Origin of the sequence: Streptomyces canus (assembly GCF_041435015.1) — a bacterium.
Lineage (GTDB): Bacteria > Actinomycetota > Actinomycetes > Streptomycetales > Streptomycetaceae > Streptomyces > Streptomyces canus_G.
Window position 1 is genome coordinate 5,380,105 of record NZ_CP107989.1, and the last position, 22,094, is coordinate 5,402,198.

Sequence of the window (22,094 nt, forward strand, 5' to 3'; positions counted from 1 at the left end):
TCTCGCCTACACTCGGAGCCGTGCCACGTGGTGACGGACGACTCAACCACGACCTGCTCCCCGGTGAGAAGGGCCCCCAGGACGCTTGTGGCGTCTTCGGTGTCTGGGCTCCGGGCGAAGAGGTCGCCAAGCTCACGTACTTCGGGCTCTACGCCCTCCAGCATCGGGGCCAGGAATCCGCGGGAATCGCGGTCAGCAATGGCTCCCAGATCCTCGTCTTCAAGGACATGGGCCTCGTTTCCCAGGTCTTCGACGAGACCTCTCTCGGTTCGCTCCAGGGTCACCTCGCGGTCGGTCACGCCCGCTACTCGACCACCGGTGCCTCCACCTGGGAGAACGCCCAGCCGACCTTCCGTGCCACCGCGCACGGTTCCATCGCGCTCGGCCACAACGGCAACCTGGTCAACACGGCGCAGCTCGCCGAGATGGTCGCCGACCTGCCCAAGCAGGAGGGCCGTAGCCCCCGTGTGGCCGCCACCAACGACACCGACCTGCTCACCGCGCTCCTCGCGGCCCAGGTCGACGAGGACGGCAAGCCCCTGACCATCGAGGAGGCGGCCCACTCCGTCCTCCCGAAGGTCCGCGGTGCCTTCTCCCTCGTCTTCATGGACGAGCACACCCTCTATGCCGCGCGCGACCCGCAGGGCATCCGCCCGCTGGTCCTCGGCCGCCTCGAGCGCGGCTGGGTCGTCGCCTCCGAGTCCGCCGCCCTCGACATCTGCGGCGCGAGCTACGTCCGCGAGATCGAGCCGGGCGAGTTCGTCGCCATCGACGAGAACGGCCTGCGCACCTCCCGATTCGCGGAAGCGAAGCCCAAGGGCTGTGTCTTCGAGTACGTCTATCTGGCGCGCCCCGACACCGACATCGCCGGCCGGAACGTGTACCTCTCCCGCGTGGAGATGGGCCGCAAGCTCGCCAAGGAAGCGCCCGTCGACGCCGACCTGGTCATAGCGACCCCGGAATCCGGCACCCCGGCGGCCATCGGCTACGCGGAGGCCTCCGGCATCCCCTTCGGTGCGGGCCTGGTGAAGAACGCCTATGTCGGCCGTACGTTCATCCAGCCCTCCCAGACCATTCGCCAGCTCGGCATCCGCCTGAAGCTGAACCCGCTCAAGGAAGTCATCAAGGGCAAGCGTCTGGTCGTCGTCGACGACTCGATCGTCCGCGGCAACACCCAGCGCGCCCTGGTCCGCATGCTCCGCGAGGCGGGCGCCGCCGAGGTCCACATCCGGATCTCCTCGCCGCCCGTGAAGTGGCCCTGCTTCTTCGGCATCGACTTCGCCACCCGCGCCGAGCTCATCGCCAACGGCATGACCATCGACGAGATCGGCACCTCGCTCGGCGCCGACTCCCTGGCGTACATCTCCATCGACGGCATGATCGAGGCGACCACCATCGCCAAGCCGAACCTCTGCCGCGCCTGCTTCGACGGCGAGTACCCGATGGAGCTCCCGGACCCCGAGCTGCTCGGCAAGCAGCTCCTGGAGACCGAGCTGGCCGCAGGGCCCGCCGCCACGGCCGCGGCCGACGCGATCCGTCGCCCGTAGGCAGCCCGTCATACCTGCCGTACGACACGAAGGTTCTCTACTGCCATGTCTGAGACAACTGGTGCCAGCTACGCAGCCGCGGGCGTCGACATCGAGGCGGGCGACCGCGCCGTAGAACTGATGAAGGAGTGGGTGAAGAAGACCCAGCGCCCCGAGGTCCTCGGCGGCCTCGGCGGTTTCGCCGGACTCTTCGACGCCTCCGCCCTCAAGCGCTTCGAGCGTCCCCTGCTCGCCTCCGCCACCGACGGCGTCGGCACCAAGGTCGACATCGCGCGTCAGCTGGGCATCTACGACACCATCGGCCACGACCTGGTCGCGATGGTCATGGACGACATCGTGGTGTGCGGTGCCGAGCCGCTGTTCATGACCGACTACATCTGTGTCGGCAAGGTCCACCCCGAGCGGGTCGCCGCGATCGTCAAGGGCATCGCCGAGGGCTGTGTGCTCGCCGGCTGCGCCCTGGTGGGCGGCGAGACGGCCGAGCACCCGGGTCTGCTCGGCCCGGACGACTTCGACGTCGCCGGCGCCGGTACGGGCGTCGTGGAGGCCGACCGGCTGCTCGGCGCGGATCGTATCCGTAAGGGTGACGCGGTCATCGCCATGGCCGCCTCGGGTCTTCACTCGAACGGGTACTCGCTCGTGCGGCATGTGCTCCTGAACCAGGCGGGCCTCGCTCTGGACGCCCGGATCGACGAGTTCGGCCGCACCCTCGGCGAGGAGCTCCTGGAGCCCACCAAGATCTACTCACTGGACTGCCTGGCCCTGATCCGCACGGCCGAGGTGCACGCCTTCTCACACGTCACCGGCGGCGGTCTGGCGGCCAACCTGGCCCGTGTGATCCCCGACGGCCTGCATGCCGTCGTGGACCGCACCACCTGGACCCCGGGCCCGGTCTTCGACCTCGTCGGCAAGACGGGTCAGGTCGAGCGCCTGGAGCTGGAGAAGACCCTGAACATGGGCGTCGGCATGATCGCGATCGTGCCCGAGGAGTCGGCGGACGTCGCCCTGGCCACCCTGGCCGACCGCGGGGTCGAGTCATGGGTCGCGGGCGAGATCACGGACCGCGGTGACCACACCACGGGTGCCGAACTCGTCGGTGACTACGCCTAGGAACTGACAGGCAGCGCAAAACCCGGTCCGGTGGTGTGGACCACCCCGGACCGGGTTACGCACAGCTGGGTCGTCAAGCTCCGCGGCGTTGAGACGAAGGACCGGACTCGTCGTCCTCGTCCTCGTCGTCGTTATAGAGATCCGCGTACTGGGCGTACGGGTCGTCTTCCTCGTCGTCGTCCTCGAACGGCTCGCCATTCGGCGGCTGACTCGAAGTCGAAGCGCCCAGCTCATTGGCCAGACGCGAGAGGTCAGTCCCGCCGCTGCTGTACTTCAGCTGGCGGGCGACCTTCGTCTGCTTGGCCTTTGCCCGGCCGCGCCCCATGGCTCGACCCCCTCGAATACGGGGCTCGGTGGCCCCAGAGTCTTGACACGCGTTCATGATCTAGAACGGGCTCTCCGCAGAGAGACCGGTCCGTAGGGCTTCCACGGTACCTGAGCCCACGCCCATACGGTACGTCGCCCGCAGCACGTGCCCTGGCCCAGAACCCTCGGGGAGCCCCGTCCCCGCTGGTCAACCGCGATTTTAACCACTTCTTCGCGGCCGACCCGCCGACGAACGTGAGAGTTCTCTCTAAGTGTGCGCCGACGGGTACCGGTCAAACGTCAGTGCGCCGGTTTCGTCGCCGCCTCATGCATCCGCTGCTCGGCGATCCGGTCGGCCGCGGCGGCCGGCGGAATCCCGTCTTCCTTCGCACGTGCGAAGATCGCCAGCGTGGTGTCGAAGATCTTCGCGGCCTTCGCCCGGCACCGTTCGAAGTCGAACCCGTGCAGTTCGTCGGCGACCTGGATGACTCCGCCGGCGTTCACCACGTAGTCCGGCGCGTAGAGGATCCCGCGGTCGGCGAGGTCCTTCTCCACGCCCGGGTGCTCGAGCTGGTTGTTGGCGGCGCCGCAGACGATCCTCGCGGTCAGCGCCGGAACGGAGACGTCGTTCAGGGCTCCGCCGAGCGCGCAGGGGGCGTAGATGTCGAGACCCTCGGTCCGGATCAGCGCGTCGGTGTCGGCGACGGGGGAGACGGAGGGGTGCCGGCCGGCGATCCGCTCCACGGCCTCCTGGCGTACGTCCGTGATCAGGACCTCGGCGCCCTCCTCGAGGAGGTGCTCCACGAGGTGGTGCCCGACCTTGCCGACGCCCGCGACGCCGATCCTGCGGTCGCGAAGCGACGGGTCGCCCCACAGGTGCTGGGCGCTGGCCCGCATGCCCTGGTAGACACCGAAGGCGGTGAGGACGGAGGAGTCGCCGGCGCCGCCGTTCTCGGGGGAGCGGCCGGTGGTCCAGCGGCACTCGCGTGCGACGACGTCCATGTCGGCGACGTACGTGCCGACGTCGCACGCGGTGACGTAGCGCCCGCCGAGCGAGGCCACGAAGCGACCGTAGGCGAGAAGCAGTTCCTCGCTCTTGTCGCGCTCCGGGTCGCCGATGATCACGGCCTTGCCACCGCCGTGGTCCAGCCCGGCCATGGCGTTCTTGTACGACATCCCGCGCGCGAGGTTCAGCGCGTCGGCGACGGCCTCCTGCTCGCTCGCGTACGGGTAGAAGCGGGTCCCGCCGAGGGCGGGGCCGAGCGCGGTGGAGTGGAGGGCGATGACGGCCTTGAGGCCGCTCTTGCGGTCCTGGCAGAGCACGACCTGCTCATGACCGCCCTGGTCCGAGTGGAACAGGGTGTGCAGCACGTCGGCAGCGGCGCCGGTTACGTCGGTCACTGTGGTGACTCCTGGGTACATTGCGGCGATGGGACACAGGCGCCCGTAAGGGTGGCGGGACCTGTGAGCACGAGATTAGGGCTTGTGGCGGCCCATGACCGTGCAGTGCTCAGGATCACCTTCTCCCGGGGGACGGGCGTGCGACGATTTGCATAGTTTTCCCGCACGTTTGTGTGCGGGTTTCGCAGGTTTTCCCGGCAGGCGGCGGGGGAGAGAGCAGGCGTGCCCAAGGTGTCCTCGGTGATCGTCCCGTACGCGACCTATCTGCGCGTGTACGAACCGCTGGCCGCCTTCCCCGAGCCCGAGCGCAGCCACTGGGCCCGTTACGCCCGTCGCCAGGAGCGTCCGTCGTACCAGGACGAACTGCGTCGCTCCCTGGCCGACTTGCTGCCCACCCCGCCGATCCCGGTGCCGGTGCACGAGAGCAGCGACGCCTTCGTGCTCGACGTGGACGGCGTGGTGTGCGTGTGCCCGTGGCGCACCCGGCTGCGCGGCTGGCTGGCCCTGGAGGAGCTCGGGGAGGAGCTGCCGGGGCCGGTCCTGGACGCGGTGCTGCCCGAGGTCGTACGCCGCCAGACCGCCCAGGACTACGAGCGCTGGCTCGCCCGGAACCCGGACGCCCGGCCCTGGATCCGCACCGCGACCTGGCAGGTGCCGCTGAACTGGTTCGTGCTCGTCTCGGACGAGGAGCGGCGCTTCGACAAGGGGTCCGGTGAGATCCCGCCGATGCTGCGCTACCGCACCCCCATGGTGCAGGCCCGGCGGCGCGTGGCGCGGGCTCTGAGGGCCCTCAAGGACGCGATCGACGAGGGACCGCTCATCGACGGTCTGATCGACGTGGGGCGCTGGCTGGAGGAGTTCCACCCGCGCTCGCTGGTCGAGCTGGACTACGGCGGTCTGGTGCATGTGCTGCCGCCCGGCGAGCTGGAGGACGACCACTCGGCGGCGGACGTGGCCGAGGGCATCGAGGCGCTCAGGCACGGCGACGGGGCCGCGGCGGGCGAGGCCTACGGGCGGCTCGTGGAGCGCTGGCGGGGCATCAGGGACCGGCGCTCGGCGAACTGAATGTGCGCCATGTCACGAACTGGCGTTTGACCTGACGCCCGTTTTGGGGTTTCGTCCTCGCTCAAGGCGTCAGCTTCCCCTGAAGTCTCACCGAGAAGGGACGTAGGTCCCGATCCGGGCGTAGGCCTCACGGAGTGTCAAGCGTGACGGACCGCACGTACCCGGCTCTTGCATCTCTTGCCCCTCCTCATGCCAAAATAGGACAAGGGGCCCGGGGGAGGTTCCGCTTTGGGGGGTCTGGTGACTCCTGATCGCCCTGTGACTGATCGTCACAGTGGCGTGACTGTCCGCTATGGCATGGTCCATCGGCTTCCGTCGCCGATGAACACCTGGGGGGCAATTCCATCGGTTTGGCCGACGCGGCTGGACGGATGGTGTAGTTGTAGTGCCGAGGACAAGCCGTTCGTCCTATAACCGACTCGACCCGCATCCGCCATTTCGGGCAACGCGGGTCAAGGTGCAGAATTTAGAGGAAAGAACCGAGAACGATCGGTTCTCCCGAGGAGGCCGCTCATGACCGCTCGCACCCCTGATGCCGAGCCGCTGCTGACCCCGGCTGAGGTCGCCACGATGTTCCGCGTGGACCCGAAGACGGTGACGCGGTGGGCGAAGGCCGGCAAGCTCACGTCGATCCGTACGCTCGGCGGGCACCGCCGTTACCGCGAGGCCGAGGTCCGCGCTCTGCTCGCGGGCATCCCGCAGCAGCGCAGCGAGGCCTGAACAACTGAATAACCGGGCAAACCGGCTGACCCCCCAGTTGGCCGCGCCGCCCGAACCCTGGCTCCAAGCGACGCGGGTCCTGCCCCAACAGGGTCCATTCTCCACCTCGTCGTCGATCGCGCTGGACTCCGCCGAGTCCAGCGCGATCTTTTTTGTGTGCGCAGGGTGGGCGGCCGGCAGCCCTGTGAGCGGGCTTGTCGAAGTCTGGGGAGGGCTGTCGGATCTCCTGTGAGGGGCCCCTGGCAGGTGTGCGAACAGGAGTGCAATTGCACATATTAAATTGACCTGTTGTAGGGGAGGGGTAAGTTCCACGGTTTCAAAAACTCATGCGGTGACTCCCGTCACATGCCGGAGTCCTTGTTACCCCCGGCTCCCGTGCGCTAAAGGAGGCGCGCGCCCCGGACTCCCGTCGGCGGGGCGGGGGTTGAGATCCGTCGACCGTCACGCCGTGGAGGGGCTCTCGTCCTCGACGGCCTCGTCCGGGGCCGGGGCGGTCCCTGGGGCGGAGTCCATCGCCAGCCGCAACAGGCGGTGGCAGATCGGGCAGTGGTGGGTCAGATGCCGGTACGAGGACGCGGCCGCCAGGTGTGCGCGCAGCAGTGCCCGCGTCTCGTGCCTGGCCGTTGCCGCCATACGCCACCTCCGGGCTCCGCTGGGAACGGGGGCCTGGTTTCTGGGTACCGGTGCGATGCGACGCCGTCAAGATGGCGTGGAGGCCGCCGGCCCCTCACAAACGGCCTCGTCCTCAAGCGCCGGACGGTCTGGGATTGCCTGGACCGCGCGTACACACACGAAGAAGGCCCGCTCCCCGTTTCCGGGGTGCGGGCCTGACTTCCACTGCGGTCCTGACGGGATTTGAACCCGCGGCCTCCACCTTGACAGGGTGGCGAGCACTCCAAACTGCTCCACAGGACCAGGTTTCGCGGCGCTTACTGCTGCGTTGCGCTGCGAGAAGGACTGTACAGGAGCAGGGAGGTCCTGGTCGAACTCACCCTGTGTGCGGGAGGCGTCACGGCGCCAGCGTGTCGATCGTCTTCACGATCCGCTTGTCGGAGATCGGGTACGCCGTGCCGAGCGCGTGGGCGAAATAGCTGACCCGCAGCTCCTCGATCATCCAGCGGACGTCCAGAACCTGCTGGGGCACGGGCCGGCCCTGCGGAAGCTGCTCCAGGAGCCAGGCGTACTCGTCCTGCATCTCGTGGACCTTCTCCATACGGGTCGTGTCCCGCTGGACGTTCGTCGGCATCTGCTGGAGACGGCGATCCGCCGCGACCAGGTAACGCATCAGGTCGGGCAGCCGGCGCAACCCCGTCGCCGTCACGAACCCCGGCTTCACCAGCGCGTCCAGCTGCGCCCGTACGTCCGCCAGGTTCGCCAGCAGCGCCGGGCTCCGTACGGCGTTCAGACGTCGCTCACAGGCCTGCCAGGCGGCGAGCACCTGCTGCACCTGCCCGACCGTACGAACCGTGGTGTCGACGATCTCGGCGCGCACCTTGTCGTACAGCTTCCGGTACGACTCCTCGTCCCACGCCGGCCCCCCGAAGTCCCCGATCAGCTTGTCCGCCGCAGCCGTCGCGCAGTCGTCGAACAGCGCCTGGATCGAGCCGTGCGGATTCGACGACAGGGCGAGCTTCTGGGGGTTCGTCAGCTTCTCGGACGCGAACTTCGCCGGGCTCACCGGGATGTTGCGCACGATCAGCCGCCGCGTGCCCTTCCCCATCGCCTCGGCCTGCTCCGCCTCCGTGTCGAAGAGCCGGACCGAGACGGTGTCGCCGTCGTCCACCAGCGCCGGGTACGCCTTCACCGGCTGGCCCGCGCGACGGGTCTCGAAGACGCGCGTGAGCGTGCCGATCGTCCAGTCCGTCAGGCCCTTGCGCTCCAGGGACTCGCCGCCCTCGCGGGACGCCGTCGCGGCCGCCGCCTGGGACAGGGCCTGCCGCGCCTTCGGCCTGAGCTTCAGCCGCAACGCCTCCAGGTCCTTGTCCTCGGCCAGATTCCGGCGCCGCTCGTCGACGATCCGGAAGGTGATCCGCAGATGCTCCGGGACCCGCGCCCAGTCGAAGTCCTCCGCGTCGAAGGGCACGCCGACCATGCGTTTCAGCTCGCGGGCCATCGTGACCGTCAAAGGCTCCTGGAGCGGGACGGCCGTATCCAGGAAGCGCCGCGCGAAGTTCGGCGCCGGTACGTAGTTGCGGCGGATCGGCTTGGGCAGGGAACGGATCAGCTCCGTCACCAACTCCTCCCGCAGACCCGGGATCTGCCAGTCGAAGCCCTCGTCCGTCACCTGGTTCAGGACCTGGAGCGGGATGTGGACCGTCACACCGTCCGCGTCGGCGCCCGGCTCGAACTGGTAGGTCACCCGGAACTTCAGAGGGCCCTGCCGCCACGAGTCGGGGTAGTCGGCCTTCGTGACCGCCTCCGCCGACTCCCGGATGAGCATCGCGCGCTCGAAGTCCAGGAACTCCGGCTGCTCGTGCCGCTTCCGCTTCCACCACGCGTCGAAGTGCGCCCCGGACACCACGTGTTCGGGTACGCGCTGGTCGTAGAAGTCGAACAGTGTGTCGTCGTCGACCACGATGTCCCGGCGCCGCGCCCGGTGCTCCAGCTCCTCGACCTCGCTGAGGAGCTTGCGGTTGTCGGCGAAGAACTTGTGGTGGGTGCGCCAGTCGCCCTCGACGAGGGCATTGCGGATGAAGAGCTCACGGCTCGACTCCGGATCGATACGGCCGTAGTTCACCTTCCGCTGGGCGACGATCGGCACGCCGTACAGCGTGACCTTCTCGTACGCCATCACCGCGGCCTGGTCCTTCTCCCAGTGCGGTTCGGAGTACGTCCGCTTCAGCAGGTGCTCGGCGAGCGGCTCGACCCACTCCGGCTCGATCTTCGCGTTGACGCGCGCCCAGAGACGTGAGGTCTCCACCAGCTCCGCCGACATGACGAACCGCGGCTGCTTCTTGAAGAGCGCCGAGCCCGGGAAGATCGCGAACTTGGCGCTCCGGGCGCCGAGATACTCGTTCTTGTTGCCGTCCTTCACGTCCTTCATGCCGATGTGCGAGAGCAGACCGGCGAGGAGGGAGACGTGGACGCTCTGGTCGGGCGCATCGTCCTCGTTGAGATGGATACCCATCTGCTTGGCGACCGTGCGCAGTTGGGAGTAGATGTCCTGCCACTCGCGGATGCGCAGGAAGTTCAGGTACTCCTGCTTGCACATCCGGCGGAAGGACGACGAGCCGCGCTCCTTCTGCTGCTCACGGACATAGCGCCACAGGTTGAGGTAGGCGAGGAAGTCGCTGGTCTCGTCCTTGAAGCGGGCGTGCTGCTGGTCGGCCTGGGTCTGCTTGTCTGCCGGGCGCTCGCGCGGGTCCTGGATGGAGAGCGCGGCGGCTATGACCATGACCTCGCGGACACAGCCGTTCTTGTCGGCCTCCAGGACCATACGGGCCAGGCGCGGGTCGACGGGCAGCTGGGCGAGCTTGCGGCCGGTGTCGGTCAGCCGCTTGCGCACGTCCTTCTGCGCCGGGTCCAACGCGCCCAGTTCCTGGAGGAGTTGGACGCCGTCGCGGATGTTGCGGTGGTCCGGCGGGTCGATGAACGGGAACTTCTCGATGTCGCCGAGGCCGGCCGCGGTCATCTGGAGGATGACGGAGGCGAGGTTCGTCCGCAGGATCTCGGCGTCCGTGAACTCCGGCCTGCCGTCGAAGTCCTCTTCGCTGTACAGCCGGATGCAGATGCCGTCCGACGTACGGCCGCAGCGGCCCTTGCGCTGGTTGGCGCTGGCCTGCGAGACCGGCTCGATGGGCAGCCGCTGGACCTTGGTGCGGTGGCTGTAACGGCTGATCCGGGCGAAGCCGGGGTCGATGACGTACTTGATGCCGGGGACGGTGAGGGAGGTCTCGGCGACGTTCGTCGCCAGAACGATCCTGCGCCCGGTGTGCTGCTGGAAGACGCGGTGCTGCTCGGCGTGCGAGAGGCGGGCGTACAGGGGCAGGACCTCGGTGCCCTGCCCATTAGCGCCTCCGGCGCGGGGGTAGTTCTTCTTCACCAGGGCGTCCGCCGTGTCCCGGATCTCCCGCTCACCGGAGAGGAAGACGAGGATGTCGCCCTTGCCCTCGCCCTGGAGCTCCTCGACGGCGTCGCAGATCGCGGTGATCTGGTCGCGGTCGGCGTCGTCGGAGTCGTCTTCGAGGAGCGGGCGGTAGCGCACCTCCACCGGATACGTCCGCCCGCTGACCTCGACGATCGGCGCGTCCCCGAAGTGGCGCGAGAACCGCTCGGGGTCGATGGTCGCGGACGTGATGACGACCTTCAGATCCGGCCGCTTCGGCAGCAGCTGGGCCAGATATCCGAGCAGGAAGTCGATGTTGAGGGACCGCTCGTGGGCCTCGTCGATGATGATCGTGTCGTAGGCGCGCAGCTCGCGGTCGGTCTGGATCTCGGCGAGCAGGATGCCGTCCGTCATCAGTTTCAGGAAGGTCGCGTCCTGGTTCACCTGGTCGGTGAACCGCACCTTCCAGCCGACGGCCTCGCCGAGCGGGGTGTCCAGCTCCTCGGCGACCCGCTCGGCGACCGTGCGGGCGGCGATACGACGGGGCTGGGTGTGCCCGATCATGCCCTTCACGCCCCGGCCGAGCTCCAGGCAGATCTTCGGGATCTGGGTGGTCTTGCCGGAGCCCGTCTCACCGGCCACGATCACGACCTGGTGATCACGGATGGCGGCCGCGATGTCGTCCTTCTTCTGGCTGACCGGGAGCTGCTCGGGATAGGACACGGCGGGCACGCGCGCACGGCGCGCGCTCACGCGTTCCTCGCCCTTGCCGACCTCCGCCTCGATCTCGGACAGCACGGCGGCCCGCGCCTCCGGCTTGCGGATCCTGCGCGCGCCTTCGAGCCTGCGCCCGAGCCGGTGCGCGTCGCGCAGGGACAGCTCGGTCAGGCGGGCGGCGAGATCCCCGAAGGCGGGGGTACCGGGGGCGGGGGCAGGATGCGTAGACATACGCGATCCAGGATCTCATCCCCGGGAAATTACTGGCGAACGGTTTTGTCCCCGCGGCCGGCCTGTCACGACACATACAACAAGACCCCGATCCGGGGATCGGGGTCTGTGCTGTGGCTGGGGCCGGGGTCGAACCGGCGACCTACCGCTTTTCAGGCGGTCGCTCGTACCAACTGAGCTACCCAGCCGAGAGGTTTCCGGGGAAACCTCAGCGGTCCTGACGGGATTTGAACCCGCGGCCTCCACCTTGACAGGGTGGCGAGCACTCCAAACTGCTCCACAGGACCAAGCGTTGTGCACGAACAGTGTCGCACACGGTGATGCGTGCCCCCAACGGGATTCGAACCCGTGCTACCGCCTTGAAAGGGCGGCGTCCTAGGCCGCTAGACGATGAGGGCTATCGGCCCGCCTGGGCGCTTCTCAGCGCGTCGGGGACGTGAGAAGCATATGGGATGCCGGGAGGTATCGCCAAAACGGTTTAGGGGGTGCCCGTGGGTGAGCCGGTGGGCGAACCCGTGGGCGAGGGGGTCGCTCCCGGCTGGTTGTCCTCCGGGAGGTGGCGGCTGACCTCCGCCGTCGTGAGGCCGAGGCCGCCGAGTTTGATCTCGTCCCAGGCCTGCAGGCGGCGGGTGTCGCGGTCCATGTAGAGGATCGACGCCTCGATGGGGTCGGGGTACTTGCCCTCGACGGCCCGTAGACCGCTGCCGCCGGTGGAGCCCTCCACCCGCAGCCGTGTGCCCTTCTTCATGACCTCCATCTCCTGGTGGTGGAGGTGGCCCGACAGGATCATCGGGACCTCGCCGTCGACCTCACGGGCCGCCGAGGGCTCGTGGGCGATCGCGAGGTCGACCGGCGTGCCGGCGGCCCGCTGCTCGCGCAGGGCCGCGGCCAGGCGGTCGCCCGCCGCCTCCTGGGACTCGTCGGCACCCGGGTTCGTGGAGCGGTCGGGGGTGAACTGGGGGTCGCCGATGCCCGCGAACCGCAGTCCGGCGATCGTCTCCGCCTTGCCGTTGTCCAGGACGTGGACCCGCTTCAGGGCCTCCATGTAGCGCTGGGTGGTGAGGGAGTCGTGGTTGCCGCGGACCCAGACGTAGGGCGCGCCGAGGTCGGGGATCGGGTCCAGGAAGCCGTTCTCCGCCGCCGTGCCGTGGTCCATGGTGTCGCCGGAGTCGACGATCACGTCGACCTTGTACTGCTCCACGAGCGAGGCGATGATCTTCCAGCTCGCGGGGTTCAGATGGATGTCGGAGACGTGCAGGACCCGGATGGTGGTGGGGTCCGGCTGGTAGGCGGGGAGGGTGGACGTGACGTCGTAGAGCTTCGTCACGTTCGTCACCAGGCGGGCCAACTCCTTCTGGTAGACGTCGAATTCGGTGACGATGCTGCGCGCGTTGCCGACCAGGGAAGGGGCGGAGGAGAGCAGTCCCGAGAACTTCGGCTCCAGGACGGATTCCGGGTTCCAGGTGGCGTACGCCGTGCCGCCGCAGGCCGCCAGGAGGGTCAGGGCGAGGCCGCCGGCCGCGAGGGCCCGGCGCGGGCGGCGGTAGACGGCGAGGCCGAGGGCCGTGGCGCCGGACACCACGGCGACGACGGAGCGGACGGCCAGATCGAGGGTGCCGTGCTCGACGTCCGTCGCGACCTCGTCCTGGAGGCCGGAGAGACGCTCGGGGTGGTCGACGAGGGCCTGGGAGCGTTCCGGGTCGAGCTGGTCGACGTTGACGTCGAGGCGGACGGGCGCCTGGTGGCTGTCCAGCTGGAGCGCGCCGAGCGGGGACACGTTGATCTTCGTGCCGCCGGAGAGGGACGGGCGCAGGGTCATCGTCGTGTTCATGGGGCCGACCGGGACCCGGACGTTGCCGACGATCAGCAGACCCAGCCATGCGCCCAGAAGGACGACGGCGACCAGGCCGAGGGCGCGGGCCCAGGGGTGCGGCTGCTGGACGAGCTCGACGGACGGGTGGGATCGGCGCCTGCCGTACTGGCGGGCGAGGGCTCGCGGGGGCTTGCGTAGGGCGTTCAGGATGCTCCGGGCGTTCAGGACTGCGGCGGGGACGCGGGCCATTGGTCCCGTATGCCCAAGTCCGCTCGTGGATATGCGGGCGTGCTCATGACTCTCGTACGGATGGTCGTACCGGAGAATGGGCGTGTGCTGGAGATGACGCGCGAGGAGTTCGAGGAACTGGTCGCCGAGGCCCTGGACCGGATTCCGCCGGAGTTGACGCGGCTGATGGACAACGTCGCGGTGTTCGTCGAGGACGAACCGCCGGCGGACGATCCCGAGCTGCTCGGGCTGTACGAGGGCACTCCGCTGACCGACCGGGGCGAGTGGTACGCCGGGGTGCTGCCGGACCGCATCACGATCTACCGGGGGCCGACGCTGCGGATGTGCGATGCGCGGGAGGACGTCGTCGCGGAGACCGAGGTGACGGTCGTGCACGAGATCGCCCATCACTTCGGGATCGACGACGCGCGGCTGCACGCACTCGGTTACGGCTGAGTCCGTTTCGAACGGGGCGCGTGTCCTCTTGTGGGCGGCGGGAGTTGGGCAGGTTGACTTTTTGACGACCGCCCTCGGAGGTGGCTGCTCGTGCGCCCCTTGTACGTACCCGTCCGTCTGGCCGCCACGGTCATGGCCGTCGCCGCCGCCGCGGGTTGCATGAGCGTGGGCGGGGACGGCGGAGACGGCGGCGCGAAGCCGTCGCACTCCGCCGGCGAGCGGGGCGGTGAGGCGCCGGACGGGGGATCCGCGGGCTCGGGCGGTTCCGTGGGGCTCGGCGGGGCGGGCCCGGACGGCAAGCACGGCAAGCACAAGGGCAAGGGCGGCGAGGAGCCGGCGTCCGCGTCGGCGTCGGCCTCGGCGAGTGCGCCGGCCTCCGCGGGGGCGAAGCCGGGGACGTCGGCCCAGCCGGTGCCGTCGGCGACGGGGAGCGACCCGGCGCCCACGCATACGCTCGATCCGGAGCCGCCGGCGTCCAGCGAGCCGCCCGCGTCGCCCACACCGTCGCCGCCGCCCGCCGAACCGTCGTCGTCGGCGCAGCCGGAGACGGGCCCGCAGCTGAGCCAGCGGGAGCCGGCGCCCACGGCGGGGTCGCCGGTGTGACGGACCCCGTGAAAGGCCCCGAGTGACCTCGGATACATACGAGAGGATCGGTTTGCCTTCGGGGGCGATGGGTGCGTATGGTTATAGATCGTTTGATCATTTGCCCGGCGCCAAAGCAGAAGCGCGCCGTGTGGCGCGTTCTCTCCCTTGCCGTGGCTGACCGCATAGAGGCGGTCGTATTGCGAATCACGGAGTTGACGGGCGCGTGCCGACGAGACTCCGGAAGGTTTCGCATACGCATGTCCATTTCCAGTACTGATCACGTCGTCGTGCCCGAGAACGAGGGCACGGAGGAGACTGTCGAGGTCACCTTCGCGGACCTCGGTCTCCCCGAGGGCGTTGTGCGCAAGCTCGCCCAGAACGGCGTGACCACCCCCTTCCCGATCCAGGCCGCGACCATCCCGGACGCCCTGGCCGGCAAGGACATCCTCGGCCGTGGCCGCACCGGCTCCGGCAAGACCCTCTCCTTCGGTCTGCCGGCCATGACGCGTCTCGCCGGTGGCCGCACCGAGAAGCACAAGCCGCGCGCCGTCATCCTCACCCCGACCCGTGAGCTCGCGATGCAGGTCGCGGACGCCCTCCAGCCCTACGGCGACGTCCTCGGCCTCAAGATGAAGGTCGTCTGCGGCGGTACGTCGATGGGCAACCAGATCTACGCCCTCGAGCGCGGCGTCGACATCCTCGTCGCCACCCCGGGCCGACTGCGCGACATCATCAACCGTGGCGCCTGCTCCCTGGAGAACGTCGAGGTCGCCGTCCTCGACGAGGCCGACCAGATGTCCGACCTGGGCTTCCTGCCCGAGGTCACCGAACTGCTCGACCAGATCCCGGCCGGCGGCCAGCGGATGCTGTTCTCGGCCACGATGGAGAACGAGATCTCCACGCTGGTCAAGCGCTACCTGAGCAACCCGGTCACGCACGAGGTCGACAGCGCCCAGGGCAACGTCACGACCATGTCGCACCACATCCTGATCGTGAAGCCCAAGGACAAGGCGCCGGTCACCGCGGCCATCGCCTCCCGCAAGGGCCGCACCATCATCTTCGTCCGCACCCAGCTGGGCGCCGACCGCATCGCCGAGCAGCTGTGCGACTCCGGTGTGAAGGCCGACGCGCTGCACGGCGGTATGACGCAGGGCGCGCGCACCCGTGTGCTGGAGGACTTCAAGAAGGGCTACGTCAACGCGCTCGTCGCGACCGACGTCGCCGCCCGTGGCATCCACGTCGACGGCATCGACCTGGTCCTGAACGTGGACCCGGCCGGCGACCACAAGGACTACCTGCACCGTGCAGGGCGTACCGCTCGCGCGGGCCGCACCGGCACGGTCGTGTCCCTGTCCCTGCCGCACCAGCGCCGGCAGATCTTCCGGCTGATGGAGGACGCGGGCGTCGACGCCGGGCGTCACATCATCAACTCCGGTACGGCCTTCGAGCCCGAGGTCGCCGAGATCACCGGCGCCCGGTCGATGACCGAGGTCCAGTCCGAGTCCGCGGCCAACGTGGCTCAGCAGGCCGAGCGCGAGGTCGCCCAGCTCACCAAGGAGCTCGAGCGGGCGCAGCGCCGCGCGACCGAGCTGCGTGAGGAGGCCGACCGCCTGGTGGCCCGGGCCGCCCGCGAGCGCGGTGAGGACCCGGAGTCGGCGGTCGCCGAGGCACAGGCCGTAGTGGCCGAGGCCTTGGTGTCGGCGGAGGCCGAGGCCGTGGTCGCCGAGCAGCCCGCCGAGCGTCCCGCGTACGAGCAGCCGCGTCAGCGCCGTGACGAGCGGGGCAACTACGAGCGCCGTGACGACCGTCGTGACGACCGTGGTGGCCGTTCGTTCGAGCGTCGTGACGACCGTGGCGGCTTCAACCGCGACCGCCGTGACGGCGAGCGGGGCGGGTTCCGCCGTGACGACCGTGGTGGCCGTTCCTTCGAGCGTCGTGACGACCGCCCCAGCGGCGGTGGTTTCAACCGTGACCGTCGTGACGACCGCCCCAGCGGCGGTGGTTTCAACCGTGACCGTCGCGACGAGCGTCCCTCGGGCGGGTTCCGCCGTGACGACCGTCCCTCGGGCGGCTTCAACCGTGACCGCCGTGACGACCGCCCCAGCGGCGGTGGTTTCAACCGTGACCGTCGTGACGAGCGTCCCTCGGGCGGCTTCCGCCGTGACGACCGCCCCTCGGGTGGCTTCAACCGCGACCGTCGCGACGAGCGGCCGTCCACCCACCGGGGCAGCGACCGTCCCTTCAACCGCGACCGTCAGGGCGACCGCCCCACCGGCGGAGGCTTCCGCTCCGGCGGCCACGACCGCCCGCACGGCCGTCGTGACGACCGCCCGGCCGGCTCCTCCTTCGGCCGCCGCGACGACAAGCCGCGCTGGAAGCGCAACGGCTGACGCCTGCTGACCCCTCAGGGATCCGGAAGGGCCCGTACGACTTCGGTCGTGCGGGCCCTTTTCGCATACGTAATCGACTACCGGTGCCTGTGGGGCAGTTGTTAACATCCGTTGGATTGCGTGGCGGAGTGTGGCCGAGGGGGAAGACGACGAGGCCTGCCGACGCGCCTTTTCTGACTTCCCTGGGGAGGGACCCTTGACCCGGCATGCCCGGATCGCACTCACTCTTGCCTCGCTGGCCGCTCTGAGCGCCGGCACCCTGACGTCCGCGGTCCCGGCGGCCGCGGACACCACCCCGACGCCGATCGCCACGGACGGCGTCTGGGGCATCGACTACGCGGGCGGCTATCTGACCAGCGTCGAACACCGGCCCGACGGCGAGCAGTACGTGGTCGGCCGGCAGCTCTCGCCCGACGGCGCCGGCGTGCTGGAGCAGGCCACCCGCGGATTCGCCGGCACCTACGCCGACGGCACCCACCTGCAGCGGGTGCCCTGCGACGCGGGCGAGTGCGTGCCGCTGCGGTCGCTCGGTACTCAGAGCGTCGGCTACTTCCGGGTCGACGAGTACGGCAGGGAGCGCGCCCAGATCTGGGTGGAGCCGGACTCCTACCGCTCGGACGAACCGGACGTCACCGGCGGCCGGTTCGTGGACACCACCGGCCGCTACTACGTCTACAACGCCGCCTCCACCGGCAAGCAGTACGTCGACGCCGTGAACCGGTACCGCGCCGAGGACGACCGCCTGACCCGTTCCGTCACCGCCGCCTCCGTATGGGGCTCGGCGCTGTGGACGCCGGGTTCCGGCAACGGCGTCGTCACGCAGTACGACCTGGAGGGCAAGAAGACGGTCGCGACCGTCTCCACCGGAGCCCCCTGCACCGTCAAGGAGCTCCAGGTCATCGGCCGCTGGATCTACTGGAACTGCGGTCCGACGGGCTCCGCGGGAGTGTACGACCGTACGGCGAAGAAGAACATCAAGGTGCCCTCGGGCCCCGCGCTCGTCGGTGACGGCTACCTCGTCCAGCACGACCTGAGCGCCGGCAAGCTGATGCTGACGGACTATCACTCCGGTACGGCCGCCGCCGCGCGCGCGATCGCCGACCTGCCGGCCGGGAACACCGCCGACCAGCGGCGGCTGACCTGGTCGGTGGACAAGCTCGGCGGGGGCGTCGCCTACGTCGGCGCGGACCACGCGATCCGGATCGTGCCGAGCGGGGTGCCCACCCAGTCGCTCGGGAAGATCGAGTCGGATCTGGACGACAACCTCTTCGACGCCGCCGGACGCAACAGCGGCAACATGGAGTGGAACAGCACCTTTCAGCTGAACAAGCCGGCCGGCTGGACCTTCACGGTGAAGGACGCCCAGGGCCGCACCGACCGCACCCTCAAGGGCAGCGGCACGGCGATCACCGTCTCCTGGGACGGGAGGACGACGTCGGGCGCGTACGCGTACAACGGCCCGAAGACCTGGACCCTGACCGCCACCGCCGCCGACGGCGCGGGCACCTACACCACGAGCGGCAAGCTCACGCTCACCGGCGGCCGCCAGGGCCACCACGACCAGGGCGGCTACGCCTACGGCGAGTTGGCCACCCTCAACTCCTCGGGCACCCTGAGCCTCCAGTACACCAACGGCACAGGCAAGTTCGACTGGAAGCAGAGCGCGTCCGGCTGGCCCGCCGGGACGGTCGCCTTCCCCTTCGGCGACATGGGCAAGGACCGCTGCGCCGAGATGCTGGTCCGGGTGCCCAACGGCGAGCTGCGCCGCTACGCGGGCAAGTGCGGGGAGTCGTCGTACGCCCCGGCGAGCAGCCACACCTCCCTCGGCACCGGCTGGAACGCCTACAACGTCCTCACCGCCCCCGGCGACCTGACCGGCGACGGCCGTACCGATCTGCTGGCCCGCAAGGCATCCACCGGTGACGTCTACCTGTTCGCCAACGACGGGGCGAGCAAGCTCAAGCCTGGTGTGAAGATCCGCAGCTGGGCGACGTACAAGAAGATCGTCGGCGCCGGTGACCTCAACGGTGACGGCTTCGGGGACGTCCTGGTGCAGGACAAGGCCGGGACGCTGTGGCGTTACGACGGCACCGGCACCGGCCAGGTCAAGGAGCGGGTGAAGGTCTTCTCCAACTGGGGGACCTCCTACAACGTGGTCGTCGGCGTCGGAGACATCACCGGGGACGGGAAGAACGACCTGGTCTCCCGGGACACCGGCGGCAACCTGTACCGCAACAACGGCGACGGCAAGGGGTCGTTCGGGGCCCGCACGAAGATCGCCACCGGCTGGCAGACCTACAAGGGGATCTTCTGATGCGGCACCTGATCAGAACGGGGGCCGCGGTCGGCATCCTGGCGCTGGGTCTCGGGCTCGCCCCGGCCCTCGCCGCACCGGCCGAGGCGGACACCCCGGGACAGCTCGACATCACGCCCAACTGGCGTGCCGTGCCCCGTGAGGACTCGCTGGGCTCCTTCGGCGCGACCGGGTTCGTGCATTCGCCCGAGGACGCCGATCCCAGCTTCGGGCAGGAGTTCCAGTGGACCCGGTTCGACACCGGCCAGACCACGACCCCGCTCGGCTACGGCAACGACGAGGACGCCGGTTTCGCCGAGTTCGGGGCCGAGTCGGACTACGTGGCCCACCACTACCTGGGCTCGATCGACATCCAGAACATGGCGGACGGCACCACGCACCGGTTCACCGTGCCCTATGGTTCGGGCGACCTCTTCCAGGGCCTGCTCGGCTCCACGGTCGTGGTCGAGGACTACACGGACAACGACCTCCAGACGGTGGACAGCTGGTACCTGTTGCCCGCCGACAACCCGGTCGTCGACGCCAAGGTCACCGTCACCGACTGGCCCGAGGGCACGGACCTCAAACAGGTGAGGCTGGTCGCGGGCGACGCGCGGGAGGCCGTCGTACGCTTCGCCACCTCGGCCGCCGACGCGGAGAACGGCCGCTACGACCGGCTCGGTCTGATCGACCTGACAACCGGTCGGCTGCGCACGCTCGCCGCGAACACCGGCTGGGCCCCGTATGTGGCACTCGCCGGGGACGACCTGCTCTGGATCGACTCCGACCGCGTGGCGCACCTGCGTTCCCGCACCGACCTGGACGCTCCCGAGCGGACCTTCCCGGTCCCCTCCGACCTGGACATCTCGAAGATCGGGCTGCTCGACGGCCAGTTGCTGGCCTTCACCCAGGCCGACGGCCTCGACGCGGCACTCAAGCGGAGCCTGGTCGCGCTCTCGTTCGACGGGCAGCGCCGGACCCTGCTGGAGAAGGCCGACAAGGAGGCCGTGCAGATCGCGGGTGGCGGTGTCGCGGTGATCGGCGGGACCTCGTCGGCGGACTGGTACGTCCAGAAGGTCACCGTCGGCGCGGACGGCCTGCCGCGGCTGGAGAAAGTGCGGCGGCTGGACCCGGTCGCGGCGGGCGTGGACGCGGTCGCGCTGAGCGCGGGGACCCTGTCCACCGTGGAGAAGGAGGGGCCGCAGGGCGCCGGGTTCTACCACCGCACCCTCAGCCCCGCCCAGGCGCCCACCTCCGCGTCCGGCCCGGTGTGGGTGGGACGGGAGAGCGGCCGGTCGTACGACTACACGGTCTGCGGGCAGATGGCCTGCACCCAGCTCCTCAACAGCGGTGACGGGCGCACGGTCTACCAGGTCCGCAACTACCAGAACAACCCGCAGGTCGAGATCGTCGGCCGCCGCGGACCCGACCGGGCGGACCGGGCGCTGACCGGGAACTTCGACGGCCGGCTCACCGAGGCCACGGGCCGCTACGCCGTCTACCAGAGCGGCCGGCCGACGGTCCCCGGGGACCCGGTGACGGACGGGGTGACGATCGTCGTCGACCTCGACACCGGCTCGGTCATCGACCAGCGGCCGGAGACCGGCGCGACCGTGTGGGGCGGCACGCTCTACGCGGCCACGGCCACGGCGGGCACGGTCGCCCGCAAGGACCTCGCCACCGGCAAGGACACCGGCACCCTCGACACGGGCGCGCCCTGTGTACCGGTCGAACTCCAGAGCGCCGGGCCGTGGCTCTACTGGACCTGTGAGCAGTTCCGGCAGCACGGCGTGGTCAACGTGAACACCGGCGAGAAGATCGCGCTGCCCGCCGGCCGGGGCGGCCTGCTCGGCGACGGCTACTTCGTCAACCAGCGCTACACCGGCTCGGGCCTGCGCCTGACCGAGTTCCAGAGTGGCGGTACCGCCGTCACGCGTGACCTCGGCATCCCGATGTCGACCGACGGCAGCGAGACCCGCCGCCGTACCTGGGCCGTGGACCGCTTCGGCGGCGGCATCGCCTACGTGGACAAGGAGAACCTCGTCCACGTCGTGCCGAGCGGCGTTGCCGCCTCACCGCTGACCGCGACCCAGGCCGTCACGCCGACCGCGTTCAAGGCGGCGGACACCTGGAAGGCGTCCTGGCAGCTGTCCAAGCCCGCCGCTTCGTGGAAGCTGACGTTGAAGGCGGCAGACGGCACGGTGGTCCGCACGCTCGGCGCAGGCGAGTCCCGCAGCTCCGTCACCGCCGCCTGGGACGGCAGGACCACCACGGGCGCGTACGCGCCCAACGGGACGTACACCTGGACGCTCACCGTCCAGCCCGCCGACGGCCGGGGCGCGCCCCTGACCGCGACCGGCAGAGCGGCCCTCTCGGGCGGCGCGGCCGTCCGCCACGACCACGTCGGCGACGACGGCGTCGGTGACCTGCTCACCCTCGACTCCTCCGGCGCCCTGGCCTTCCAGAAGGGCACGGGCAAGGGGACGTTCTCGGGGAAGGTGAGCGCGAGCGGCTGGCCCACGTCGGTCACGGCGGTGCCGTTCGGTGACCTGAGCGGCGACCGCTGCAACGACGTGCTCGTACGGTCGGGCAGTGGCGCCCTGCGCCTGTACAAGCCCGGCTGCGGGGCCGCGGTGAAGCCGTCGACGTCGTACACCTCGCTCGGGACCAGCGGCTGGAACCAGTACGACGTGCTGACCTCGGCCGGTGACGTCACCAAGGACGGCCGCCCGGACCTGATCGCGCGGAACGCCTCCACTGGGGCGGTGTACCTGTACAAGGGCACCGGCTCGGGAAAGCTCTCCGCGCGGGTGAAGCTCTACGACAACTGGAAGACGTACAAGAAGGTCGTGGGCGCCGGGGACCTCAACGGCGACGGCATCGGTGACCTGTTGGCGCAGGACACGGCCAACACGGTGTACCGGTACTACGGCAGGGGCGAGGGAACGTTCTCGGCGCGGACCAAGCTGTTCGCGAACTGGGGCGGGTCGTACAACGCCGTGGTCGGGGTCGGGGACGTCACCGGGGACGGGAAGAACGACCTGGTCTCCCGGGACACCGGCGGCAATCTGTACCGCAACGACGGCAACGGCAAGGGGTCGTTCGGGGCCCGGGTGAAGATCGCGAGCGGCTGGCAGGGCTACAAGGGCCTTTTCTAGCCAAGTTGTGATGCATGTCACGCCCCCGG

At 69.6% G+C, this 22,094-nt stretch carries 14 protein-coding genes and 4 tRNA genes; 9 read left to right on the forward strand and 9 right to left on the reverse strand.

All coding sequences use genetic code 11. From position 1 onward, the window contains the following. The first annotated feature begins 20 nt into the window (after positions 1–20). The gene (purF, locus tag OG841_RS24545) at positions 21–1,547 is read left to right on the forward strand and encodes an amidophosphoribosyltransferase (RefSeq protein WP_057609342.1); all 1,527 of its coding nucleotides are present in this window, start codon (positions 21–23) and stop codon (positions 1,545–1,547) included. A 45-nt stretch (positions 1,548–1,592) separates the two neighbouring features. Further along, on the forward strand, positions 1,593–2,657 hold the full coding sequence (purM, locus tag OG841_RS24550) for a phosphoribosylformylglycinamidine cyclo-ligase (protein ID WP_371566870.1): 1,065 nt from the start codon (positions 1,593–1,595) through the stop codon (positions 2,655–2,657). Between the two features lie 73 nt (positions 2,658–2,730). On the opposite strand, the gene OG841_RS24555 is transcribed toward purM, so the two are convergent. Together OG841_RS24555 and OG841_RS24560 are read right to left on the reverse strand one after the other, a co-directional pair. Next, positions 2,731–2,982 carry a DUF3073 domain-containing protein gene (locus OG841_RS24555; RefSeq protein ID WP_007383081.1) on the reverse strand — a complete coding sequence of 84 codons (252 nt, stop codon included), beginning with the start codon at positions 2,980–2,982 and terminating at the stop codon, positions 2,731–2,733. Between the two features lie 281 nt (positions 2,983–3,263). Further along, positions 3,264–4,364 carry a Leu/Phe/Val dehydrogenase gene (locus tag OG841_RS24560; RefSeq protein WP_328639508.1) on the reverse strand — a complete coding sequence of 367 codons (1,101 nt, stop codon included), beginning with the start codon at positions 4,362–4,364 and terminating at the stop codon, positions 3,264–3,266. A 222-nt stretch (positions 4,365–4,586) separates the two neighbouring features. Here OG841_RS24560 and OG841_RS24565 point away from each other — a divergent pair, with 222 nt between their 5' ends. Together OG841_RS24565 and bldC are read left to right on the forward strand one after the other, a co-directional pair. Beyond that, positions 4,587–5,429, forward strand: a complete 843-nt coding sequence (locus tag OG841_RS24565; RefSeq protein ID WP_328639507.1) for a hypothetical protein — start codon at positions 4,587–4,589, stop codon at positions 5,427–5,429. A gap of 513 nt (positions 5,430–5,942) precedes the next feature. Further along, positions 5,943–6,149 carry a developmental transcriptional regulator BldC gene (gene bldC, locus OG841_RS24570; RefSeq protein ID WP_003949541.1) on the forward strand — a complete coding sequence of 69 codons (207 nt, stop codon included), beginning with the start codon at positions 5,943–5,945 and terminating at the stop codon, positions 6,147–6,149. 441 nt (positions 6,150–6,590) lie between these two features. Here the strand turns inward: bldC and OG841_RS24575 are convergent, their stop codons facing one another. The 7 genes from OG841_RS24575 to OG841_RS24605 form a co-directional block, all read right to left on the reverse strand. Beyond that, complete coding sequence (locus OG841_RS24575) at positions 6,591–6,782, reverse strand: DUF6274 family protein (RefSeq protein ID WP_328639506.1); 192 nt, start codon at positions 6,780–6,782, stop codon at positions 6,591–6,593. Between the two features lie 207 nt (positions 6,783–6,989). Then, positions 6,990–7,064, reverse strand: a tRNA-Asp gene (locus tag OG841_RS24580). A gap of 94 nt (positions 7,065–7,158) precedes the next feature. Further along, a complete protein-coding gene (hrpA, locus tag OG841_RS24585; RefSeq protein ID WP_371566872.1) occupies positions 7,159–11,142 on the reverse strand; it encodes an ATP-dependent RNA helicase HrpA in 3,984 nt (1,327 codons plus the stop codon). A gap of 114 nt (positions 11,143–11,256) precedes the next feature. After that, a tRNA-Phe gene (locus OG841_RS24590) sits at positions 11,257–11,330 on the reverse strand. Between the two features lie 24 nt (positions 11,331–11,354). Next, positions 11,355–11,429: transfer RNA gene (locus OG841_RS24595), tRNA-Asp, on the reverse strand. A 38-nt stretch (positions 11,430–11,467) separates the two neighbouring features. Next, positions 11,468–11,540: transfer RNA gene (locus OG841_RS24600), tRNA-Glu, on the reverse strand. Positions 11,541–11,620: 80 nt separating this feature from the next. Further along, positions 11,621–13,204 (reverse strand): metallophosphoesterase family protein, encoded by a 1,584-nt coding sequence (locus tag OG841_RS24605; RefSeq protein WP_328639504.1) that lies wholly within the window; start codon positions 13,202–13,204, stop codon positions 11,621–11,623. 84 nt (positions 13,205–13,288) lie between these two features. Here OG841_RS24605 and OG841_RS24610 point away from each other — a divergent pair, with 84 nt between their 5' ends. The 5 genes from OG841_RS24610 (at position 13,289) to OG841_RS24630 (ending at position 22,065) form a co-directional block, all read left to right on the forward strand. Then, complete coding sequence (locus OG841_RS24610; protein ID WP_266394251.1) at positions 13,289–13,639, forward strand: metallopeptidase family protein; 351 nt, start codon at positions 13,289–13,291, stop codon at positions 13,637–13,639. Between the two features lie 90 nt (positions 13,640–13,729). Continuing rightward, a complete protein-coding gene (locus OG841_RS24615; protein ID WP_371566873.1) occupies positions 13,730–14,242 on the forward strand; it encodes a hypothetical protein in 513 nt (170 codons plus the stop codon). A 239-nt stretch (positions 14,243–14,481) separates the two neighbouring features. Then, positions 14,482–16,614 (forward strand): DEAD/DEAH box helicase, encoded by a 2,133-nt coding sequence (locus tag OG841_RS24620; protein WP_328639502.1) that lies wholly within the window; start codon positions 14,482–14,484, stop codon positions 16,612–16,614. A 196-nt stretch (positions 16,615–16,810) separates the two neighbouring features. Further along, positions 16,811–18,928: an FG-GAP repeat domain-containing protein gene (locus tag OG841_RS24625; RefSeq protein ID WP_371566874.1), complete on the forward strand. Its 2,118-nt coding sequence runs from the start codon at positions 16,811–16,813 to the stop codon at positions 18,926–18,928. Next, on the forward strand, positions 18,928–22,065 hold the full coding sequence (locus OG841_RS24630; RefSeq protein ID WP_371566875.1) for an FG-GAP-like repeat-containing protein: 3,138 nt from the start codon (positions 18,928–18,930) through the stop codon (positions 22,063–22,065). The genes OG841_RS24625 and OG841_RS24630 overlap by 1 nt, the downstream gene beginning before the upstream one ends. Positions 22,066–22,094: the final 29 nt, after the last annotated feature.